Annotated in this window: 13 protein-coding genes and 1 pseudogene; 5 read left to right on the top strand and 9 right to left on the bottom strand. The window is 35.8% G+C overall.

All coding sequences use genetic code 11. The features are described 5' to 3' along the window. Positions 1-126 (bottom strand): annotated as a pseudogene (locus tag L1967_RS21055) (IS1595 family transposase); the annotation flags it as partial. Positions 127-436: 310 nt separating this feature from the next. After that, complete coding sequence (locus L1967_RS21050) at positions 437-1,447, bottom strand: helix-turn-helix transcriptional regulator (RefSeq protein ID WP_249603475.1); 1,011 nt, start codon at positions 1,445-1,447, stop codon at positions 437-439. A gap of 169 nt (positions 1,448-1,616) precedes the next feature. On the opposite strand from L1967_RS21050, the gene L1967_RS21045 reads away from it, so the two are divergent. Then, complete coding sequence (locus L1967_RS21045; RefSeq protein WP_249603474.1) at positions 1,617-3,017, top strand: RtcB family protein; 1,401 nt, start codon at positions 1,617-1,619, stop codon at positions 3,015-3,017. A 176-nt stretch (positions 3,018-3,193) separates the two neighbouring features. On the opposite strand, the gene L1967_RS21040 is transcribed toward L1967_RS21045, so the two are convergent. The 3 genes from L1967_RS21040 to L1967_RS21030 all read right to left on the bottom strand — a co-directional run bounded on the left by L1967_RS21040 (position 3,194) and on the right by L1967_RS21030 (position 10,549). Then, complete coding sequence (locus L1967_RS21040) at positions 3,194-5,593, bottom strand: phosphocholine-specific phospholipase C (protein ID WP_249603473.1); 2,400 nt, start codon at positions 5,591-5,593, stop codon at positions 3,194-3,196. 301 nt (positions 5,594-5,894) lie between these two features. Continuing rightward, entirely contained in the window at positions 5,895-7,370 is a 1,476-nt protein-coding gene (locus tag L1967_RS21035; protein ID WP_249603472.1) for a SusD/RagB family nutrient-binding outer membrane lipoprotein, read from the bottom strand. A 23-nt stretch (positions 7,371-7,393) separates the two neighbouring features. Beyond that, positions 7,394-10,549 carry a SusC/RagA family TonB-linked outer membrane protein gene (locus L1967_RS21030; RefSeq protein ID WP_249603471.1) on the bottom strand — a complete coding sequence of 1,052 codons (3,156 nt, stop codon included), beginning with the start codon at positions 10,547-10,549 and terminating at the stop codon, positions 7,394-7,396. 526 nt (positions 10,550-11,075) lie between these two features. Here L1967_RS21030 and L1967_RS21025 point away from each other — a divergent pair. Both L1967_RS21025 and L1967_RS21020 read left to right on the top strand, forming a co-directional pair. Then, a complete protein-coding gene (locus L1967_RS21025) occupies positions 11,076-11,918 on the top strand; it encodes a bifunctional helix-turn-helix domain-containing protein/methylated-DNA--[protein]-cysteine S-methyltransferase (RefSeq protein ID WP_249603470.1) in 843 nt (280 codons plus the stop codon). Positions 11,919-11,990: 72 nt separating this feature from the next. Further along, the gene (locus L1967_RS21020) at positions 11,991-12,725 is read left to right on the top strand and encodes an SDR family NAD(P)-dependent oxidoreductase (RefSeq protein ID WP_249603469.1); all 735 of its coding nucleotides are present in this window, start codon (positions 11,991-11,993) and stop codon (positions 12,723-12,725) included. Positions 12,726-13,017: 292 nt separating this feature from the next. Here L1967_RS21020 and L1967_RS21015 read toward each other — a convergent pair whose 3' ends face one another. After that, positions 13,018-13,239, bottom strand: a complete 222-nt coding sequence (locus L1967_RS21015; protein ID WP_249603468.1) for a hypothetical protein — start codon at positions 13,237-13,239, stop codon at positions 13,018-13,020. Between the two features lie 88 nt (positions 13,240-13,327). On the opposite strand from L1967_RS21015, the gene L1967_RS21010 reads away from it, so the two are divergent. After that, complete coding sequence (locus tag L1967_RS21010) at positions 13,328-13,663, top strand: helix-turn-helix domain-containing protein (protein ID WP_249603467.1); 336 nt, start codon at positions 13,328-13,330, stop codon at positions 13,661-13,663. 43 nt (positions 13,664-13,706) lie between these two features. Here L1967_RS21010 and L1967_RS21005 read toward each other — a convergent pair whose 3' ends face one another. Both L1967_RS21005 and L1967_RS21000 read right to left on the bottom strand, forming a co-directional pair. Next, positions 13,707-14,183 (bottom strand): hypothetical protein, encoded by a 477-nt coding sequence (locus L1967_RS21005; protein WP_249603466.1) that lies wholly within the window; start codon positions 14,181-14,183, stop codon positions 13,707-13,709. A 1-nt stretch (position 14,184) separates the two neighbouring features. After that, positions 14,185-15,222, bottom strand: a complete 1,038-nt coding sequence (locus tag L1967_RS21000; protein WP_249603465.1) for an RHS repeat-associated core domain-containing protein — start codon at positions 15,220-15,222, stop codon at positions 14,185-14,187. A gap of 120 nt (positions 15,223-15,342) precedes the next feature. Here L1967_RS21000 and L1967_RS20995 point away from each other — a divergent pair, with 120 nt between their 5' ends. Next, positions 15,343-15,492 carry a hypothetical protein gene (locus L1967_RS20995; protein WP_249603464.1) on the top strand — a complete coding sequence of 50 codons (150 nt, stop codon included), beginning with the start codon at positions 15,343-15,345 and terminating at the stop codon, positions 15,490-15,492. 340 nt (positions 15,493-15,832) lie between these two features. Here the strand turns inward: L1967_RS20995 and L1967_RS20990 are convergent, their stop codons facing one another. Beyond that, positions 15,833-16,720, bottom strand: a complete 888-nt coding sequence (locus tag L1967_RS20990) for a tyrosine-type recombinase/integrase (RefSeq protein WP_249603463.1) — start codon at positions 16,718-16,720, stop codon at positions 15,833-15,835. Positions 16,721-16,768 lie beyond the last annotated feature (48 nt).

The following is a 16,768-nucleotide window of genomic DNA, read 5'->3' as shown; positions in this document are numbered from 1 at the left end:
CCAAAAATGCTCGTTGTGTCCACAATTTTTGCATTCTACCCCGTTCTTGTCACGGGCTTCTTTAAAATGCGCCCGACAGGATTGCTCACTATCAAAATGAGCTGTAAAAGTGAAGATATTCCTTATATTGAAATTGAGGCGAATATAATCAAAATTAAGAAATTATGAGTATTTACGAATAATCAAATTAATAATATATCAATTTGGAAAATACGCCACCTAAACCTTACTATTTATGAAACTTATAGCACGTTTGAGCTAAATAATTTTTAAGCTTATTGATATTTCTGTCATATAGAAATCGATTTAAAAATATTTTAAAATTTTGCCGTGTTTTTCGTAAATTATGCCTATAAGGCATACCACAAAACTACAATTTCATGAAATTTAGAATGTTACACTCTATTACCAACGCACTAAGAGTGACCAAACCCCTCTACCCATAAAGTCCAGCCGCCAATTCCAGCTTTCTCTTTAGGTTTCTTCTTAAAACACGCGGTGCTAACACCTCCAGACTGTTACCAAAACCTAATAACAACCGCTCTAATTCAAAATTATGATGCACTATAATCATAAATGTAACGCTACCATCTGTATGCTCTTCCAGTATTTTTTGAGAATGGTGGAATGGTTTGGTTAACACATAAGGAGCATTCATACGGTCTACTTTAAAAATAACCTTCTGGGGCTTGGTTCGATCCAAGACGGTTACACCAATGGTATTCTTATAATATTCATCAGCATCATAATGAATTGGAATATATTCCGCATTAAAATCATAGTCTATTCCCAGAATACGATCCAGGGCAAAGGTGATTACTTTAGTATTCTCAGATTTTCTACCTATTAAAAACCAGCGATTATTGAACTCTTTTAAAAGGTGCGGATGAAATTCTATTTCTGCCGGATATGCAGCTCTAAACGATTGATACATAATTTTAAGCACCACCTGCTTCAAAATAGCCTGATACAATTCATCCAGCCATTGTAAGCCTTTTAAATCTGTATTTTTATCTAAATGGATAATAGCTGATTTATGATTTTTTACGGTATAAATTTTGTCTTCCAGTTTATTTAATATTCCCTTAAATTCTGAAAACAGCGAAAAATCCTGAAATTGCTTAAGCATGTTCATCGTTTCCGAAAGCACATTCATATCATTTTCCGTTAATGGAATATTCGTAATGGTGTACCTGGGATCACTATAGCGATAATATTTTTTATCATAGACCTCAATAGGCGCATTATAGCCTAATTTATCACTGCGTAACATTTGAATATCCAACTGCAAGGTTCGTTTACTCACATTGATATCCCTTCCTTCAAATTCAAATAAGGCATCGCTACATGCTTCAATTAGATCATCAAGTGTCCATTTACGATAGTGGTTTTGTAAACATTTATCGATGGTTTTATAACGGATTAATGCATTTTTTGTAACTGCCATTCGTAAAATTTCACGGAAAATAGTTCTTTTTCATAACTACGCAAAAAGATTGCGTAGTTATGAATGCATATTTGTACTGTTGAAAAAGGAAATACCTATGGATGTATTTCTGCTGTAGTGCTCCGTCACACGTATGGAGGTGACGGAGCTTAATAAAAATAAATGAATAATGGAACAATCAAAAAAAATCACAGGACATGATCTAAAAGCTATGGGGTATCCACCTGCAAAATGGTATAGAAAAGCTTTGGAATACATCAATGAAAACGGACTTACAAAAACGGAAATTGAAAACTACCTGGAACAATTTAAACTTCCGGAGCCGAAACGTTTATTTGATTCCCCCGTTCCTTACAGCTTAAATATCTCAGCAGATAATGAACTCGAAACAGCTAATATCAATAAAGTAAGGGAAACTATGGATCAGGTGATGCGAACGCCAACAGTAATTGGCGGGGCCGTTATGCCAGATGCATGCCCGGCAGGGCCTATAGGCACTATACCTGTTGGCGGAGTTGTAGCAACTAAAAATACCATTCATCCCGGTATGCATAGCGCAGATATTTGCTGTTCTGTAATGCTAACAGATTTTGGGACAATAGCACCCAAAAAAGTACTGGATGCAGCTCATGAGTCTACACATTTTGGTCCTGGTGGCAGACCTAGAGGTCAACAATTTCAACTTCCCGATGAACTTTTGAAAGCATTTAAGGCCAATGAATTGCTTTGCGATGAGAAAAGCATTTCTATTGCAAGAGAACATTTAGGAACTCAGGGAGACGGAAATCACTTTTTATTTGTAGGGCAATCTGCAAAAAACGGCCATACGATGATGATCACTCATCACGGTTCTAGAGGCCCCGGGGCACGATTGTATGCTAAAGGAATGACCATCGCAGAACGTTTTAGAAAGTTACTTTCTCCAGAAACTTTAAAACAAAATGCATGGATTCCTTTTGATACTCCAGAAGGACAGGATTACTGGGCAGCTTTACAGGTGATTAGAAAATGGACAAAACTAAATCATGAAATCATACATGAGTCGGTCGCCAAAAAGATTAGCCAAAATATCCAAAATCGATATTGGAACGAACATAATTTTGTTTTTAGGAATAATGATATTTTTTATCATGCCAAAGGAGCTACACCCCTTGATAAAAGTTTTATGCCCGATATTACCGGTCCACGACTAATACCATTGAATATGGCCGAACCGGTTCTAATTGTTGAAGGGGCTACCACTAAAAATAATTTAGGTTTTGCTCCGCATGGTGCCGGACGAAATATGAGTAGAACGCAGCATAAAAGGAATCTGGAAGATCTTAGTGACATCGAAATTTTTAAAAAGGAAACTAAAGATCTTGACATACGTTTTTATTCTAATGAAATTGATATCTCTGAATTACCAAGTGCTTACAAACCGGCATCTGTAGTCAGAAATCAAATGGCAGATTTTAAACTAGGAAACGTTCTGGATGAAGTAATTCCATACGGAAGTATCATGGCCGGGGACTGGCAAAAGAACGCTCCCTGGCGAAAAAGGAAAAGACGCCGAAGAAATTCAAATTAAAAAAAGTAACCAGCCCATTTTCGTGAGCTGGTTACACTATTTTTAAGTTTGAGTAAATTCTAAATCTTTCTATTTCTCAGCTAAACAATTATCCGCTCTTATAGATTAAATAAACTAAAGTATTGAAAAAATACTATAGTTCATTTTCTAGCCTATAACCTCTTGTTCTTATTCTCTTAAACCGATCTCCCCATTAAAGGATCGGTAATACTTGTTTTCCCATTTTCAATATGGCCGGCAAAACGTTGTTCAAAATCTTGATATTCTTCTATTAAAATACTGTAGTCGTACCAGCCAAAAGAATCCTGAATATCAATAACCTGTTTATGGGTTCCTTTTTCAAAAACCAAATTTATAGGTTTCCTTTTATAGGAATTGTCTACGATACTAACTATAATTTGTTGTTTGGTATCAAATTCAAAAACTACCTGCATCTGCTCTTTATCACTCATGGTGTTGAGTAGAATATTGGTTTGGGAAAGCTGATTTTTATGCCCTCGGAATTCCCTATAAAAACCGTTAGGAGCATAAGCTTTAAGGAAAAACGTATCGGAATGAAATGGGAGAGTGCATTTTAGTTGCTTTCCTTCGCTTACTGTAAAATCATAACAGGATTTTTTAGAATCCTTACGTAAGGAATTCATATCATATATCTGAAATGGTGCTGCACCTTTTTTCGCGTTTGACAGACTGTTTTCATAAGACATGGTTACCTCAACCTCATCTTTAGACTTTAGATACTCGCTATTTAATGATAAGTTATAGGGTAAAGCACAAGATGGTTTAGTTCCTGGCTCTTGGTCTGGCAATAATTGTTTAAGTCGATCTTTTGCCTCTAAATCATCGAGATCTGTATCACTCAACATTTTATAATCTGAAGGCAGTTTCTTTTCTTTTGCCTCATAAATTTGTTGAATGTAAGCATCTCTTTGTACAGCCATTTCTTCGGGCAATGAACTATCGGCATCCCTAAATATCGACCTAAGGTCACCACACACCGCTCTTCTCCATTCTCCAATGTTTTCTTCTATAACTTTTTTGCCCGTTTTCTTTTCTATAAAATGTTCCAGGAATTGTAAAGAAGAGGTATGATCAAAAACTTCACTATTCACATACCCACCTCTACTCCAGGGAGAAGCTACGATCATAGGAACTCGAAAACCTAAACCTAAATTATGCTTCCCATCTACAAACTCTTCTTCGGTACGGATATTGTTAGTCCCTCCACTTCCCGGTTTAGGAGCTACAAAAGGTGGGAGATGATCAAAATAACCATCGTTCTCATCGTAAGTAACGATAAAAATTGTTTTTTTCCACTGCTCTGGATTTTTAGTTAGGATATCCAGCACTTCTGAAACATACCAGGCTCCATACCAAGGTGAACCGGGATGATCTGAAAAAGAACATGGAGCCACTAACCAGGATACCATAGGTAATTCACCATTATCTACATCTTTTCGGAATTGATGAAGCACATCGCCTTTTGGGACTTTAAGTTCTTTATCTTCAAATTTCAAGCGTTCTAATTCACGATATTCCGAATAGTTTTTATTGGTGATAAAGGCTTTATTATGGATTGCTTTTTGGTGATCGCTTAATTTATTAAAATTAGCCTCGCTATACACTTCAAGATCATTCTTAAGATTGGCTATTTTGGTCTTTAATTTATTTAATTCCTTTTCTGAAAGTTTTCCTGACTTTTCAGTTTTTAATAGTTTCTCCAATTCAGATTGCATCCATTCCCTGTGTTTCGGATGAAAACGAACATTATATTGCTGCACAAACTCCAAATCATTATCCGTAAAATTGGCCAGCCAAAATTCCTCTTCTCCAGATAGGCCTGTAGGAATACTAAGTTCGTTTTGATATACCCCCCAAGAAATGCCTGCTTCTTCCAAACGTTCAGGATATGTTTTCCAACCTACGTTTTTAAAATCGATCATCCCATTATCAACATGGGCTTTTGAGGAAGGATTATGTGCATCTTCCCTAACAGTTCCCGCCCAGAAATAATTTCTATTGGGGCTGGTACCTGTTAAAGTGGAACAAAAACTATGGTCGCAAACTGTAAAAGCATCAGCAAAAGAATAGTAAAATGGAAGATCTTCTCTGTTATAATAGCCCATTGTTAATGGCATTTTTGCATATTCAGGATTTCCAGATTTTTTAGCTTCCAGCCATTTATCCATCTTACCTTCATTTCTTGCGGCCACCATGTCTTCCCAACCATGAGGTAGTGATCCCATCCAGGTGGATTTTGTATTTTTTATATCTAAACGAAATGGCGCAGCAGTTTTCCCGCTATTATTGCGCTGATACCATACGGGTAAACCAGTAGGGGTTTCAATTGCCCTGGGGTCATTAAATCCGCGTACTCCACGTAAACTACCAAAACAATGATCAAAAGACCTGTTTTCCTGCATAAGGAAAACAATATTTTCGGCATTTAAATAAGTGGTGCCCGGATCGGGGCTTATAGCTAAAGCTCTAGCTATAGATTGTGGCATAGCATCGAAAAATACCGTAGACCCAGCTAGTAAAGAAGCTTTTTTCAAAAATGACCTTCTTGATTCCATAACTACTATTTTGTTTGAAATTTAATTATCTTCAAAATGATAATTAGATTTTTAAATAACTTTTTTGATTATCCGTAATTTGTAATAATTCGTTTTTTTCGTCATTCCGTTCCGATAGCTATCGGAATTGATCCGGAATCTCCTACTGTAGTAAAAAACAAGCTATTGCGATGAAACTCTGTCCCCGTAACCATTGGGACCGGAGCATTTAATCTCGATTATCGAGTAACTTTTTATTCTTAAAAGTCCTTATAAATATAAAAATAAGAGCATCTATTTTAAGATGCTCCTATTTTTTTAATTAATTAAGCCACCAGGGGAGTTGTCTTATTCCATCGTTCCCGCCGAATTGAGATTTGATTGCGGCTTCAAGATTTGCCGTATTGTTATTATATTCTTCAACCGGATAAACAAACCTGTATGGTGGTGTTTGCCCTGTGGGATAGGCAAATTCAGGATAGCCGGTTCTTAGATAATCATAATATTGCGACCATCCCGCCTGTAAAAAAGTGGTAATATATTTTTGAGTAAGTATAGTTTTTAGCTTTTCTTCTTCAGTTCCATTCAAATTTAATAAAGACTGATCTAGATAAGCTTCCACAATATCTTCACTTAAATATTCTGAATAATCACTGGCATTCGATCTATAAAAGTTAAAATTTGCACGAACAGCGTTTTCAAAATGTGTAGCTGCCTGGTCACTTATCCATCCTCTTACCGAAGCTTCAGCAATTATAAATTCTACCTCCCAATAACTTAAAATATTATGCGGTTCGGTAGTAGGATTGGTATAATATCTTGCATTAACTTTTGATATATTTCCATTAGCTACCAGTGTTTCATTTATTACCGAGTAGTTTTCTATAGGGCTACCCCCATTATAAGAATCAAAATCATTAATCGCTAATCCTTTTGATGAAGCACTTGACGTTTGCTCTGCCACTATAAATAATCTAGGATCTTTTAGTTGCTGCAATAAATCTATATACGTTGCCGACATATACATACTTGAGCCATAACTACTGGAGTTAAATTCGGAATAGCGACTATCCTGCTGATCCTGAAAAACTAATTGTGCATTATCGTCTAAAGAATTAATGATTACACCACGAGTATAAACTTCCTTAAATTTGCTTGCAATATTTATTGATCCGGCCGTCGTTTTATTAGAAAGGCTTAATAATATTTTTAACTCATAAGAATTTATAAGCTTCAACCATTTTTTGGCATCACCATAAAATATGATATCCCCATCAATAGCGACATCTTCTTCAATCATTGATGCTGCCTCATCAAGTTCAGTAATAATCCCTTCAAATACCGCTTCCTGAGAATCGTAAGCTGGTTGAAATGTATCTGATGATTCTCCCATTAATGCTTCTGAATAAGGGATATCTCCAAATCGCAAACTTAATTGATAAAAATAATAAGCCCGAAAGAATTTACCTATGGCGATATAATTTGGGCTTTCAATTCGTGTAGCTTCTTCGATCATCTTTGTAACCTGCCTTAGATCATTAAATTCTCCAAAGCTACCGTTACCCCATTTAAAATATTGATAGTCGTTCTCTTCTCCGGTCTGTATTAACATTCTTGAAGCATAAAGGGGACTTGTTCCAGTAACCTGAAAAGCCTCCGCAGAAATTTCTGTCAATAATAATTGGGGATGGGTTTCGCTTACGTTGTTAGGATTCTCATTAAGTTCATCTAAATCCTGGCAGCTTTTAGTAAAAAAACCTAAAAGGACAATTAAGGTATATATGAATAATCTTTTCATGAAATTAATTTTTAAGTTAAGGCTTAGAATTTAAAATTTAGTCCTACTCCAAGGTATCTGGACGAAGGATCCTGAATATTATTATCGCCTCCGGTTTTATAATCAGGATCTGTATAATAGTCTCCCTTTTTCAAGACAAACAGGTTATAACCATTAAAGCTAATATTCGCATCCTGAATGGTCTTACTATGTAATAAATCTGTAAAGTTATAGTTTAGCGTCACACTTCTTAGTTTTAAATAGGTACGATCAAAAACATTTGCAAAAGTTTTGCTTTCATCCTCGGTTACCCTTGCTCGATAAGGATAGTTTTGTGACCAGGTTTGCCAACTAATAGGGGTGGTATGCTCTTCAAAAACACGATTATCTGAAACTACATTACCATTTACATCCCTTACTAATTCACCACTCACAACGTTTACACCCTTAGGCACATAAATGGGTTTTCCTGCAGCATATTCCTCATCACGATATTGAACAGATTTGGGATGCTTTCCTCCCCACCACATTTTTTCTACAACCTGAGAACGTAATACACCACCCCAAACACCGTCCATAGCGACATTTAAGCTCCAATTTTTATATTTAAAATCATTAACAAAACCAAAAGTCCAGTCAGGATCAAAATGTCCTAAATAGGATAAGTAGGTATCTCTTGTAGGTAATCCCGTTGAAGCGTTAAGAATAACTTCTCCATTTGGAGATTTCATCCATTCTTTATCATAATAACTATCTACACGATCATTTAAAGAAAGGCTACCAAACTTCTCTTCTCCACTTGTAATTTCTGTTAGTTTGGTCACTTTTTTAGACCAGTTTAACAAGGCAGACCATTTAAAATTGTTATTTACAATAGGTTTAAGTCGAAGGGATAGCTCTAAACCATTGGTTGTATATTCATTTCCATTTATTTTTCGAGAAGAAAATCCGGAAGCAAGAGAAATAGGCTGATTAATAATTTGATCTGTATCTACTGTATTATAATAAGTAGCATCCAAAGCAACGCGATTATCCAAAAAAGCGGTATTAAGACCTATTTCAAAAGAGGTTGAAGTTTCAGGAGAGATATTAGGATTTACAATTTCTGAAGGATAAACAAGACGTTGAATATTAGCAAAATTCCCTGAACTTTTGTAATAAGCTGATAGTTGATAAGGATCTAAATCACTGGAAACCCGGGCCCAAGAGCTAAACAGCTTTACATATTCCACAGCCTCTGGCATTTCAAAAATGTTGCTTATTAAAGCACTTCCTGATAATGAAGGGTAAAAATAGGATCTGTTCTCTTTAGGTAATGTAGAAGACCAGTCATTTCTGGCAGACATGGTTATAAAATAGGTATTAAAAAACTCTAAATCCAGAGTCCCGTATACACTGTTTATCGCTTTTTTCCATAAGTTATTTTCAGCTCTTACCGGCCCGGTAGAATTCCCCATATTGTAAACTCCCGGTACAGTTAGCCCATCGGTTGCAGCAAATTCTTCCTGGTACCTTCTATAGAATGTAGACGCTCCTGCATTCACTACAATTCCAAAATCTTCTGAGATTGAATTGTCATAAGTGGCAAGTACATCATAATCAATATTCAACCTTTTTTTATTCCATGTTTGATAAGAACCTTCACGCGGAGCACTATAGTTAAAATAAGATTTTGGACTCTCTAAGCCTTCAAAATTTGATTTTAATACTCCCGATCCTCTTAATTGTAACCTGAAATGTTCATCAAATTCATAAGCCAATTTTAATTGAGCATTCAGTAAGTCGGAATTATATTCTTTTTGATAATGGTTTGCACCAAACCATGGGTTATTATACCATGCATAATTCCAATTCGCCTGTCGGTAACCTTCCATTCCGGGTACCCACTGATGGTTTTTAAGATCTTGGCCATTAACATCTTCTCCCATCCAGATTAAAAGAGTGTACATGTGTCCGCTAGGATTATACCCATAATTAGGATAATTAGGAGAGTATACTTTATTGTAAGAAAGTTTACTTGTTAAAGTCATTTTATCAGATAGCTTAGTTAGCGATTTGTAACTTAAACCTCCCTGGGATAAACTAGAATTTGGTACGCGATCTTTGTTATGAGAAAAATTTCCGTTAATACGATAATATCCTTTTTCACTTTTCTGACTTAGGGTAAAATTAGTACTGGAAATGATGCTTGTTCTTAAAAAGTCGTCTAAATTATCATGGCGTACCCATGGTAATGGTTGTCTTGAATATCGTGATCGGTTATCATATTGTGTACCGGTTACACTACCATACCAAGGAATAACTTCTCCTGTTTGGCTATCTATAATAGGGCTATTCCATTGAGGAATCAATAAATCTTTATCAAATTTGGGTCCCCATATCATATCCCCGTCTGCAATACCGCCATCTGCGCCGTCCCAAAACTCATATTGTCCATTAGATCCATTCCCGTACTCATGTTGTGTTTTCGGAAAAATAGCATAGCCTGCTGAAACCATTACATTTTGAGATATTTCTATACTTAGGCCATCTTCTGTAGCGCTCTTGGTGGTAATCAAGATAGCACCATTTCGTCCTCTAGATCCATACAATGCAGAAGCAGAAGTTCCTTTAAGGACATTTATTGAAGAAATATTATTTTGAGGAACATCAAAAAAATCAGTCTCTACAGGAATCCCATCGATTACAATTAAAGGAGTCTTTCCCCGTAATGAAAATGAAGGTGATTGAAACATTCCAGGAGGGCTACTTACCTGAAGTCCCGCAACTTTACCAGAAAATAAATTCGCTACATTGGGCACCGGCATATTCGCTAAATTATTAGTTTGGATTTCCTGTGTGGCGTATCCAATTTTCTTTTCAGCTTTTGTAATTCCCAAAGCCGTTACTATAACTTGATCTAAAGATTCTGTATTTACCTGTAATGTTACCGTAAAATTATTTTTGTTACCTACTGCTACTTCCTGTGTTTTAAAACCTATATAAGAAAATATAAGTATATCATTTTGTGTAGCTTTAATTAGAAAATTTCCATCAATATCAGTAACTGCTCCAATATCATTAGTGTTTTTGATACTAACGTTTACTCCTCCCAACGGAAGACCATCAGGGTCGGTAACCACACCTGATATTTCCTGTTGACTATAACCTGCCCAGGAAAGATTAATGAATACAAATAGTAAGAGATAAAAATGCTTCATTGATATTGTTTTTAAGTGAGACGCAAACCTATTACAAGGTTTTAGCAAACTGATTAACAGTTTTTGAAGACATTATTAATTAAGAGTAAAGAAGAGAAAAGCAAAAAAAATAGAAGAACCTGATTAACAGAAATTTAAAAATAGCTTTGATTAGAAAATTTTTATCTTGAATAACTATTTTATAATCTACTGTTAACAACCATACCAGCATATCACTGGATTTAAACCAAAAAGACAATTATACTTTAGCTACCAAATAGAATAATATCCTATCATTTTAAATACACTTCCGAAAACGTAAAACGGCGCAATTCCTATCAAATTATTCTGGCAGGCTTAGTAAATATCATAAAAAAACGTCCCTAAAAGGCTATGAAAATAATGTTCACAAAGCGTAATGTCCCAAAAGAAACACTATTTTTATAGCTATCGTTGTGCGCCATAAAAAAGCCCGGGCATTCAGCAAGATCCGGGTTTTACTGGAATAAAATCAATCCTATTTTTGCTATTATAAAATCAGGTTTTAATGAACGAGCAAGAATATATCAATTATACCCGAATAGCAGAAGCTATTGAATACATACAAAAAAACTTCACGGAGCAACCAACTTTGGACGAAATTGCGGAAAGAGTTAATTTAAGTCCTTTTCATTTTCAAAGACTTTTTACCGATTGGGCAGGTGTTAGCCCTAAAAAATTCCTACAATTTACAAGTGTACAACACGCAAAAAAAATTCTGAACAACTCAAAATCCACGTTATTTGAGACCGCTTACAAAACAGGACTTTCGGGAACGGGTAGATTACACGATTTATTCGTTAAAATCGAAGGAATGACTCCGGGGGAGTACAAAAACAAAGGAGAAAACCTAACCATAAATTATAGCTTTACCGAAAGTAAGTTTGGTAGAATTTTAGTCGCTTCAACTCACAAAGGTATTTGTGATATGGGCTTTGTAGAGAATAAAGAAATTGCATTTTTAGAATTGCAAAAGCGTTTTCCAAAAGCCAGCTTTATTCATCAAACGGATGAAATTCAACAAAATGCGCTACAAATCTATACACAAGATTGGAGTAAAATCAACGAAATAAAACTACACCTAAAAGGAACAGATTTTCAACTAAAAGTTTGGGAAGCCCTCTTAAAAATTCCTAAGGGAAATTTAGCCACTTACGGTAATATCGCTAATTCTATCAACAAACCCAATGCTTCCAGAGCAGTTGGTACTGCAATTGGAAATAATCCAATCGCTTTTTTAATTCCTTGCCATAGAGTAATTCAATCAACAGGAGTGTTTGGAGGTTATAAGTGGGGAACAACTCGAAAAACTGCAATTATCGGTTGGGAAGCATCTCAAAATAATGTGTGATAGATAACAGCAAGAAACGGGTTTTAACTAGCCTATCTTCAATTTAATTTTGCATCAATAAATTAAAACGAAATGATGCAAATATTAAAAGACAAAGTTATTCTTGTTACAGGTGCTAATAGAGGAATAGGGAAATCACTAGTTAAAGAATCATTGAATAAAGGAGCTAAAAAAGTTTACGCCACTTGCCGAGATTTAAGCAAAATGCCAGAATTTGAAGATAATAGAGTGGTTACTCTCAAACTTGATATAACCAATGACCACGAAATAGAACAAGTAGTAAAACAAGCATTGGACACAGAGGTTTTAATAAACAATGCAGGCGTATTAAGTGCTGGTTCTATTCTAAATGGGAAAATTGCGGATATTGAAAAAGATATGAATGTTAACTATTATGGAACTTTAAAAATGATGAAATCTTTTGCATCCGTCTTGGAAAGTAATTCTCCTGCGAGAATAGTCAATATCACATCAATTGTTGCATATTCCCCTTTGCCCTCAATAGCCGGATATTCTGCTTCAAAAGCTGCACTTCTTTCTGCCACCTATTCTGTAAGAATTGAACTGGCTAAAAAAGGTGTTACGGTTCACACGGTAAATCCAGGTGCAATAGATACAGATATGAACAAAGGAAGTGATTGGGATATGCCATCACCCAATAGTGTAGCCAAAGTAATTCTAGACAAAGTAGAAAATGAAGAATTGGATATAATCCCAGAGGATATTGGACTTGAAATGTTTAAATCTTGGAAGGAAGACCCGAAAAAGTTAGCAGAAATATTTCACAATATCTATCACGCTGAATAAAAGTACGAAAGCACAGTCTAGTAGACGGCTCCTCCAATAACTGACAGATTGTCCTTATATACGGGTCTCGTACCTGCCTTCGGCAGACAGGTACGGCAGTTCGATAATGAAACTTATCGATTATAGTATTCGATAAAACTAAAAAAGCCTTCAAAATCAATAAATTTGAAGGCTTTTATTATTATAGTGACCCCGGCAATGTCCGCCTGACTATCGATGTTCCTATCTCGATGCGTTCTGCTATCTTTCGCACCAACTTTTCCACCTAGTTATCGTTGTATAAATCGATATTTTAGCGTAACTTGTTGTGGTGCTTGGTTTTGTTGATGCTCAATGTTACCCGCAGACTATCCAACTTGTTGAGCTTGATACCGCCCAATACGTGGATTTCTAAATGATTGGTGACGTATTCGTAGTTGTTGCTGTTTTTGGTGTCCAAAATATTTTTACCCATAATGCAGATAATTCTATTATTTGTATTGTTTACTCTGCAATATTGGATATTACTATTCAATAAATCAGGATAATACTATTTTATTTTGACTATATTTGCCCAAAACGTATAGTTTACTACGATTTAAAGCGTTTAAGACGATTATTCTATGACTTTAGGACAGAAGATTACCAAGATCAGGAAAGAGAAGAAGTTATCGCAAGTCGATATAGCCTCTTATGTGGGCGTGTCCCGTGATGCCATTTCCAAGTACGAGCGTGATGATATTGTGCCGTCCGTTGAGAACGCTAAAATGATTGCTAAAGTCCTTGGTGTTTCCCTTGATTATTTGGTTTCCGAGGATGACAGCTTGGAAGTTGTGGACGTGGATATGCTCAATCGTATGCGTGAGATTCAGCGACTTACAGATGATGATAAAACTACCGTTATTAAAATCATTGATGCCTTTATCCGTGATACCAAGACCAAAAAGGCGTATGCATAAAAAAACCACAGCTTTCGCCGTGGTTTAACACTTTGCTTTCTATTTATAATAAACTATGATAAAGATTAATCAGTGGCTTAATCTTTAACCTTTGCTGTTCTGTACCGCAATGGGAATAGAACTTATATAAAGATTCAGTTTCGCCATTAATTATGCCTTTGACACTTATTTCGGTAAAAGCGTGAACACGTTCATCACAATTATTATTGTCTATCCCTTGAATATATTGATAATTGTTAAGACAGTAATTAAAATATTCCTTTTCTTTTTTGCTTAAACGAACTTTTTTCTTTTTCAAGCAATCAGGCTTTTTACCGTAAACTTTCATCGCTTTTTCTTTTCCATTCTCTTTCCAGAGAATTACATTTTTATTGGATTCATTTGATATAACAATGATATTCTTAACCCCTTTATTTTTAAGAGTATTGACTTCGTTAATAACTTCTTCAGAAGTTTTATCCTGTGCTGACAATGTTATAAAGCTAATCATCGTCAATATTAACATTATTTGATTTCTCATATTATTTTAAATATAATTGCACTTGCCAAGAAATTGTCCCTGGTATTGCAACGCCTCTACCAGCGGGATTACCTCCGTGCCTAGAACCGTCTCTATAAAATCTCGAACTACCAGTCGTAACTCTTTGATACAAATTGGTCAACTGTATGGCATTCAAAAATTGATTACCTCCTGCATTATAATTGGTCAGACCGTGACCTAATAATTCGTGAGCAAGTAATTCACCTGCTGTTGATGTTCTGTTAGTAACTCTTGCTCCAGTTGAGTTATCTCTATAATCTGTTATCGGTATTGTTGAGTTCGTAACAATAACGGTATGCGTACCAGTACCTGTCTTAAAATTAAAGCCTCCACCTGTTGCATCGTCAGCATCAGCTCCATTGATTTTACCATCACCATTATAATAACCAAATTGGTCGCTTAAAGCAGAGTTTGAAAATTTCTCACCTCTTTTTACAGCTTCAACCGTATGTATTTCAGATGAGTTAACTGCTTCAAAATAACCATTTGCTAGTGCTTTTTCATCCGCACTTGAGTTTTTTGTGGCATCATCAAAATCGCTTTGTGAGATTCCTTTGAACTTCTTTCCTTTTGTCTTAAATAACCTTGCTAGTTTCTTGTTATTCTTAAAGGTTTTTCTAATCTCTCTTTTAGTTCTTCTAGCTGATTTTCTAGATACTCCTTGTATGCTATCTCCATTAATTTCTCTAAAAAAGATAGGATTGTTTGCACTAAAATGATAAGGTGTAACTGCATAATACTTTTCAGCAAACCTATCTATCTTGTTAAACCTTCCAATTGCAGGGTCGTAATCTCTCCAACCAAAAGCATAGGTATTCTTTCCTAATTCTTTCTCATCTTCTTTTCCTTGATACGTTTGGTAGTTATTTTCCGTACCATTTATCACATTATTGTAACCCTTGTGCTGTAAGCCAAATGGATAGACGTTTAGGCATTTTTTTTCTCCGCGGGCTCTTTTTTTGGAGTGTACTACCTCCAAAAAATCAAAAAAATCGGTATCGAGCTTTCTGCATCCCATTGAACTACTAATATACTAATTGGCATCTAATTCCTTGCAGGTAAAAACCAGTATTTCCGTTTTAAAAAGGGGAAGATCTTGGGTGGTGGGCTTTGCGCTGGCGATCTTCGGCTTTTTAAAATGATAGCCACTAATGCGGCGATTGAGCATTATAAATTAATTCCCGATGGCTATCGGGACGTAGTGCGCTGGCAGCAGCGAGGGCAAAAAGCGGTGGCAGAGTCGGCAATTTTACATAGCGCAATTTATAACTGCACAAGGTTTCCTTGATTTTTAACTGTAAATATTCCTTGTGCATTATAAAGCCCCTGCGTTATGTAAATATGGCTTGGGGCAGGTTTTTGTGCAATAGTTTTTTTGGTGGCGCAGCGCTTTGCTTTTTTGCGTTGGCGAGGGAGGTACGTAAAAAATGCCTGTGCCCTGTGTACAGTATTTTTTGCGTACCGGACGACCAGGTGTTGGAGGTAGTAAAAAGCAATGGGCTGCTTTAGCTATTGGCGCACAAAAACCTGCAATGGCGGTGGCGCGCGGAAGGGCAAAAAGGACAGGGCGAGCCGTGATCCCGATAGCTATCGGGAGAGCGGCGTGGACTTTTTGCCCTGGGGGTTTTTCAGCTTATTGGATGGAAGTTGTTGACGATTTCGTGCAGGTTTTCCAAGTCGTCCTGTAAATATCTTTCCGTTGAACTGATGTAACGATGTCCAGCTAAATATTGAACCTTTCGCAAGTTGTATTGTCCTAACCAATTTGTAATTACAGAAGCTCTAATTTGATTGATGTTTTCGACCTTGTAATTGGTCTTTTTCAGCTTCTTAATGATGTTGGTAATCGTGTTGCTCAATCGTGCATTATTCGGTATCAATAATCGTTCACTTTCTATATTTCTACGTTGTTTTATTTCTTCTCTGATTTCTTTGATGTATTCCAACAGTTCAATGACTTGCCAGGGTTTTAGCTCTAATTCTCGTGCGTTCATTTTCTTGTGTCCTGAAACATAGATTTTGCCTTTGTAAACTTCTACGTGTTGAACTTCCAACGTTTTTAGATTTGTGGTTGACAAGCCTTGATAGACCATTAAACCAACGATTATTCTATCTCTTTTTGCGGTCAGCCTATGATAGGCATCTTTAATATTTTCAGTTTCGTAACTGTAATATAAATCCTCTAATTCGTCAGCTTCAAGTAAGTTATAATTGATGTGTCTTTTTGCACCTTTTACAGTTGTATTTTCTATTGGATTCTCACTTTTAAAATTTTCTTCTACCAAGTAATTTAGATATACTTTTACACGTCCCAATCTATGGTTTACGGTCTTTTTGGTTGTTCCTTTTCGTTGTAAATATTTGATGTATTTCAAGCAATCTTTATAATCGATTTCGATAGCTGTGGTATGGTTCCTATTGCACCATTTTATAAATAACTGTGCTTGTTTTATATAGTTCTCGATTGTAGTATCTGCGTATCCTTTCTTCTCTAAATGTATTTTGTAATCATTCATTTTCAACGGTTTTTAATAGATGCGTGTAGATTTGAGTAGATTCTAAAG

Source organism: Zunongwangia pacifica, assembly GCF_023499215.1.
Lineage (GTDB): Bacteria > Bacteroidota > Bacteroidia > Flavobacteriales > Flavobacteriaceae > Zunongwangia > Zunongwangia pacifica.
Note: the sequence above shows the minus strand (reverse complement) of the source record. Positions and strands in the feature narration are given on the sequence as shown.

Bases quoted from the DNA above. Each gene is read 5' to 3' on its own strand.
- L1967_RS20990 (WP_249603463.1), bottom strand. From the start codon at position 16,720: ATGAATGATTACAAAATACATTTAGAGAAGAAAGGATACGCAGATACT.
- L1967_RS21035 (WP_249603472.1), bottom strand. From the start codon at position 7,370: ATGAAAAGATTATTCATATATACCTTAATTGTCCTTTTAGGTTTTTTT.
- L1967_RS21005 (WP_249603466.1), bottom strand. From the start codon at position 14,183: ATGAGAAATCAAATAATGTTAATATTGACGATGATTAGCTTTATAACA.
- L1967_RS21045 (WP_249603474.1), top strand. From the start codon at position 1,617: ATGGAACAATCAAAAAAAATCACAGGACATGATCTAAAAGCTATGGGG.
- L1967_RS21010 (WP_249603467.1), top strand. From the start codon at position 13,328: ATGACTTTAGGACAGAAGATTACCAAGATCAGGAAAGAGAAGAAGTTA.
- L1967_RS20995 (WP_249603464.1), top strand. From the start codon at position 15,343: ATGATAGCCACTAATGCGGCGATTGAGCATTATAAATTAATTCCCGAT.
- L1967_RS21020 (WP_249603469.1), top strand. From the start codon at position 11,991: ATGATGCAAATATTAAAAGACAAAGTTATTCTTGTTACAGGTGCTAAT.
- L1967_RS21040 (WP_249603473.1), bottom strand. From the start codon at position 5,593: ATGGAATCAAGAAGGTCATTTTTGAAAAAAGCTTCTTTACTAGCTGGG.
- L1967_RS21050 (WP_249603475.1), bottom strand. From the start codon at position 1,447: ATGGCAGTTACAAAAAATGCATTAATCCGTTATAAAACCATCGATAAA.
- L1967_RS21030 (WP_249603471.1), bottom strand. From the start codon at position 10,549: ATGAAGCATTTTTATCTCTTACTATTTGTATTCATTAATCTTTCCTGG.
- L1967_RS21025 (WP_249603470.1), top strand. From the start codon at position 11,076: ATGAACGAGCAAGAATATATCAATTATACCCGAATAGCAGAAGCTATT.
- L1967_RS21000 (WP_249603465.1), bottom strand. From the start codon at position 15,222: ATGGGATGCAGAAAGCTCGATACCGATTTTTTTGATTTTTTGGAGGTA.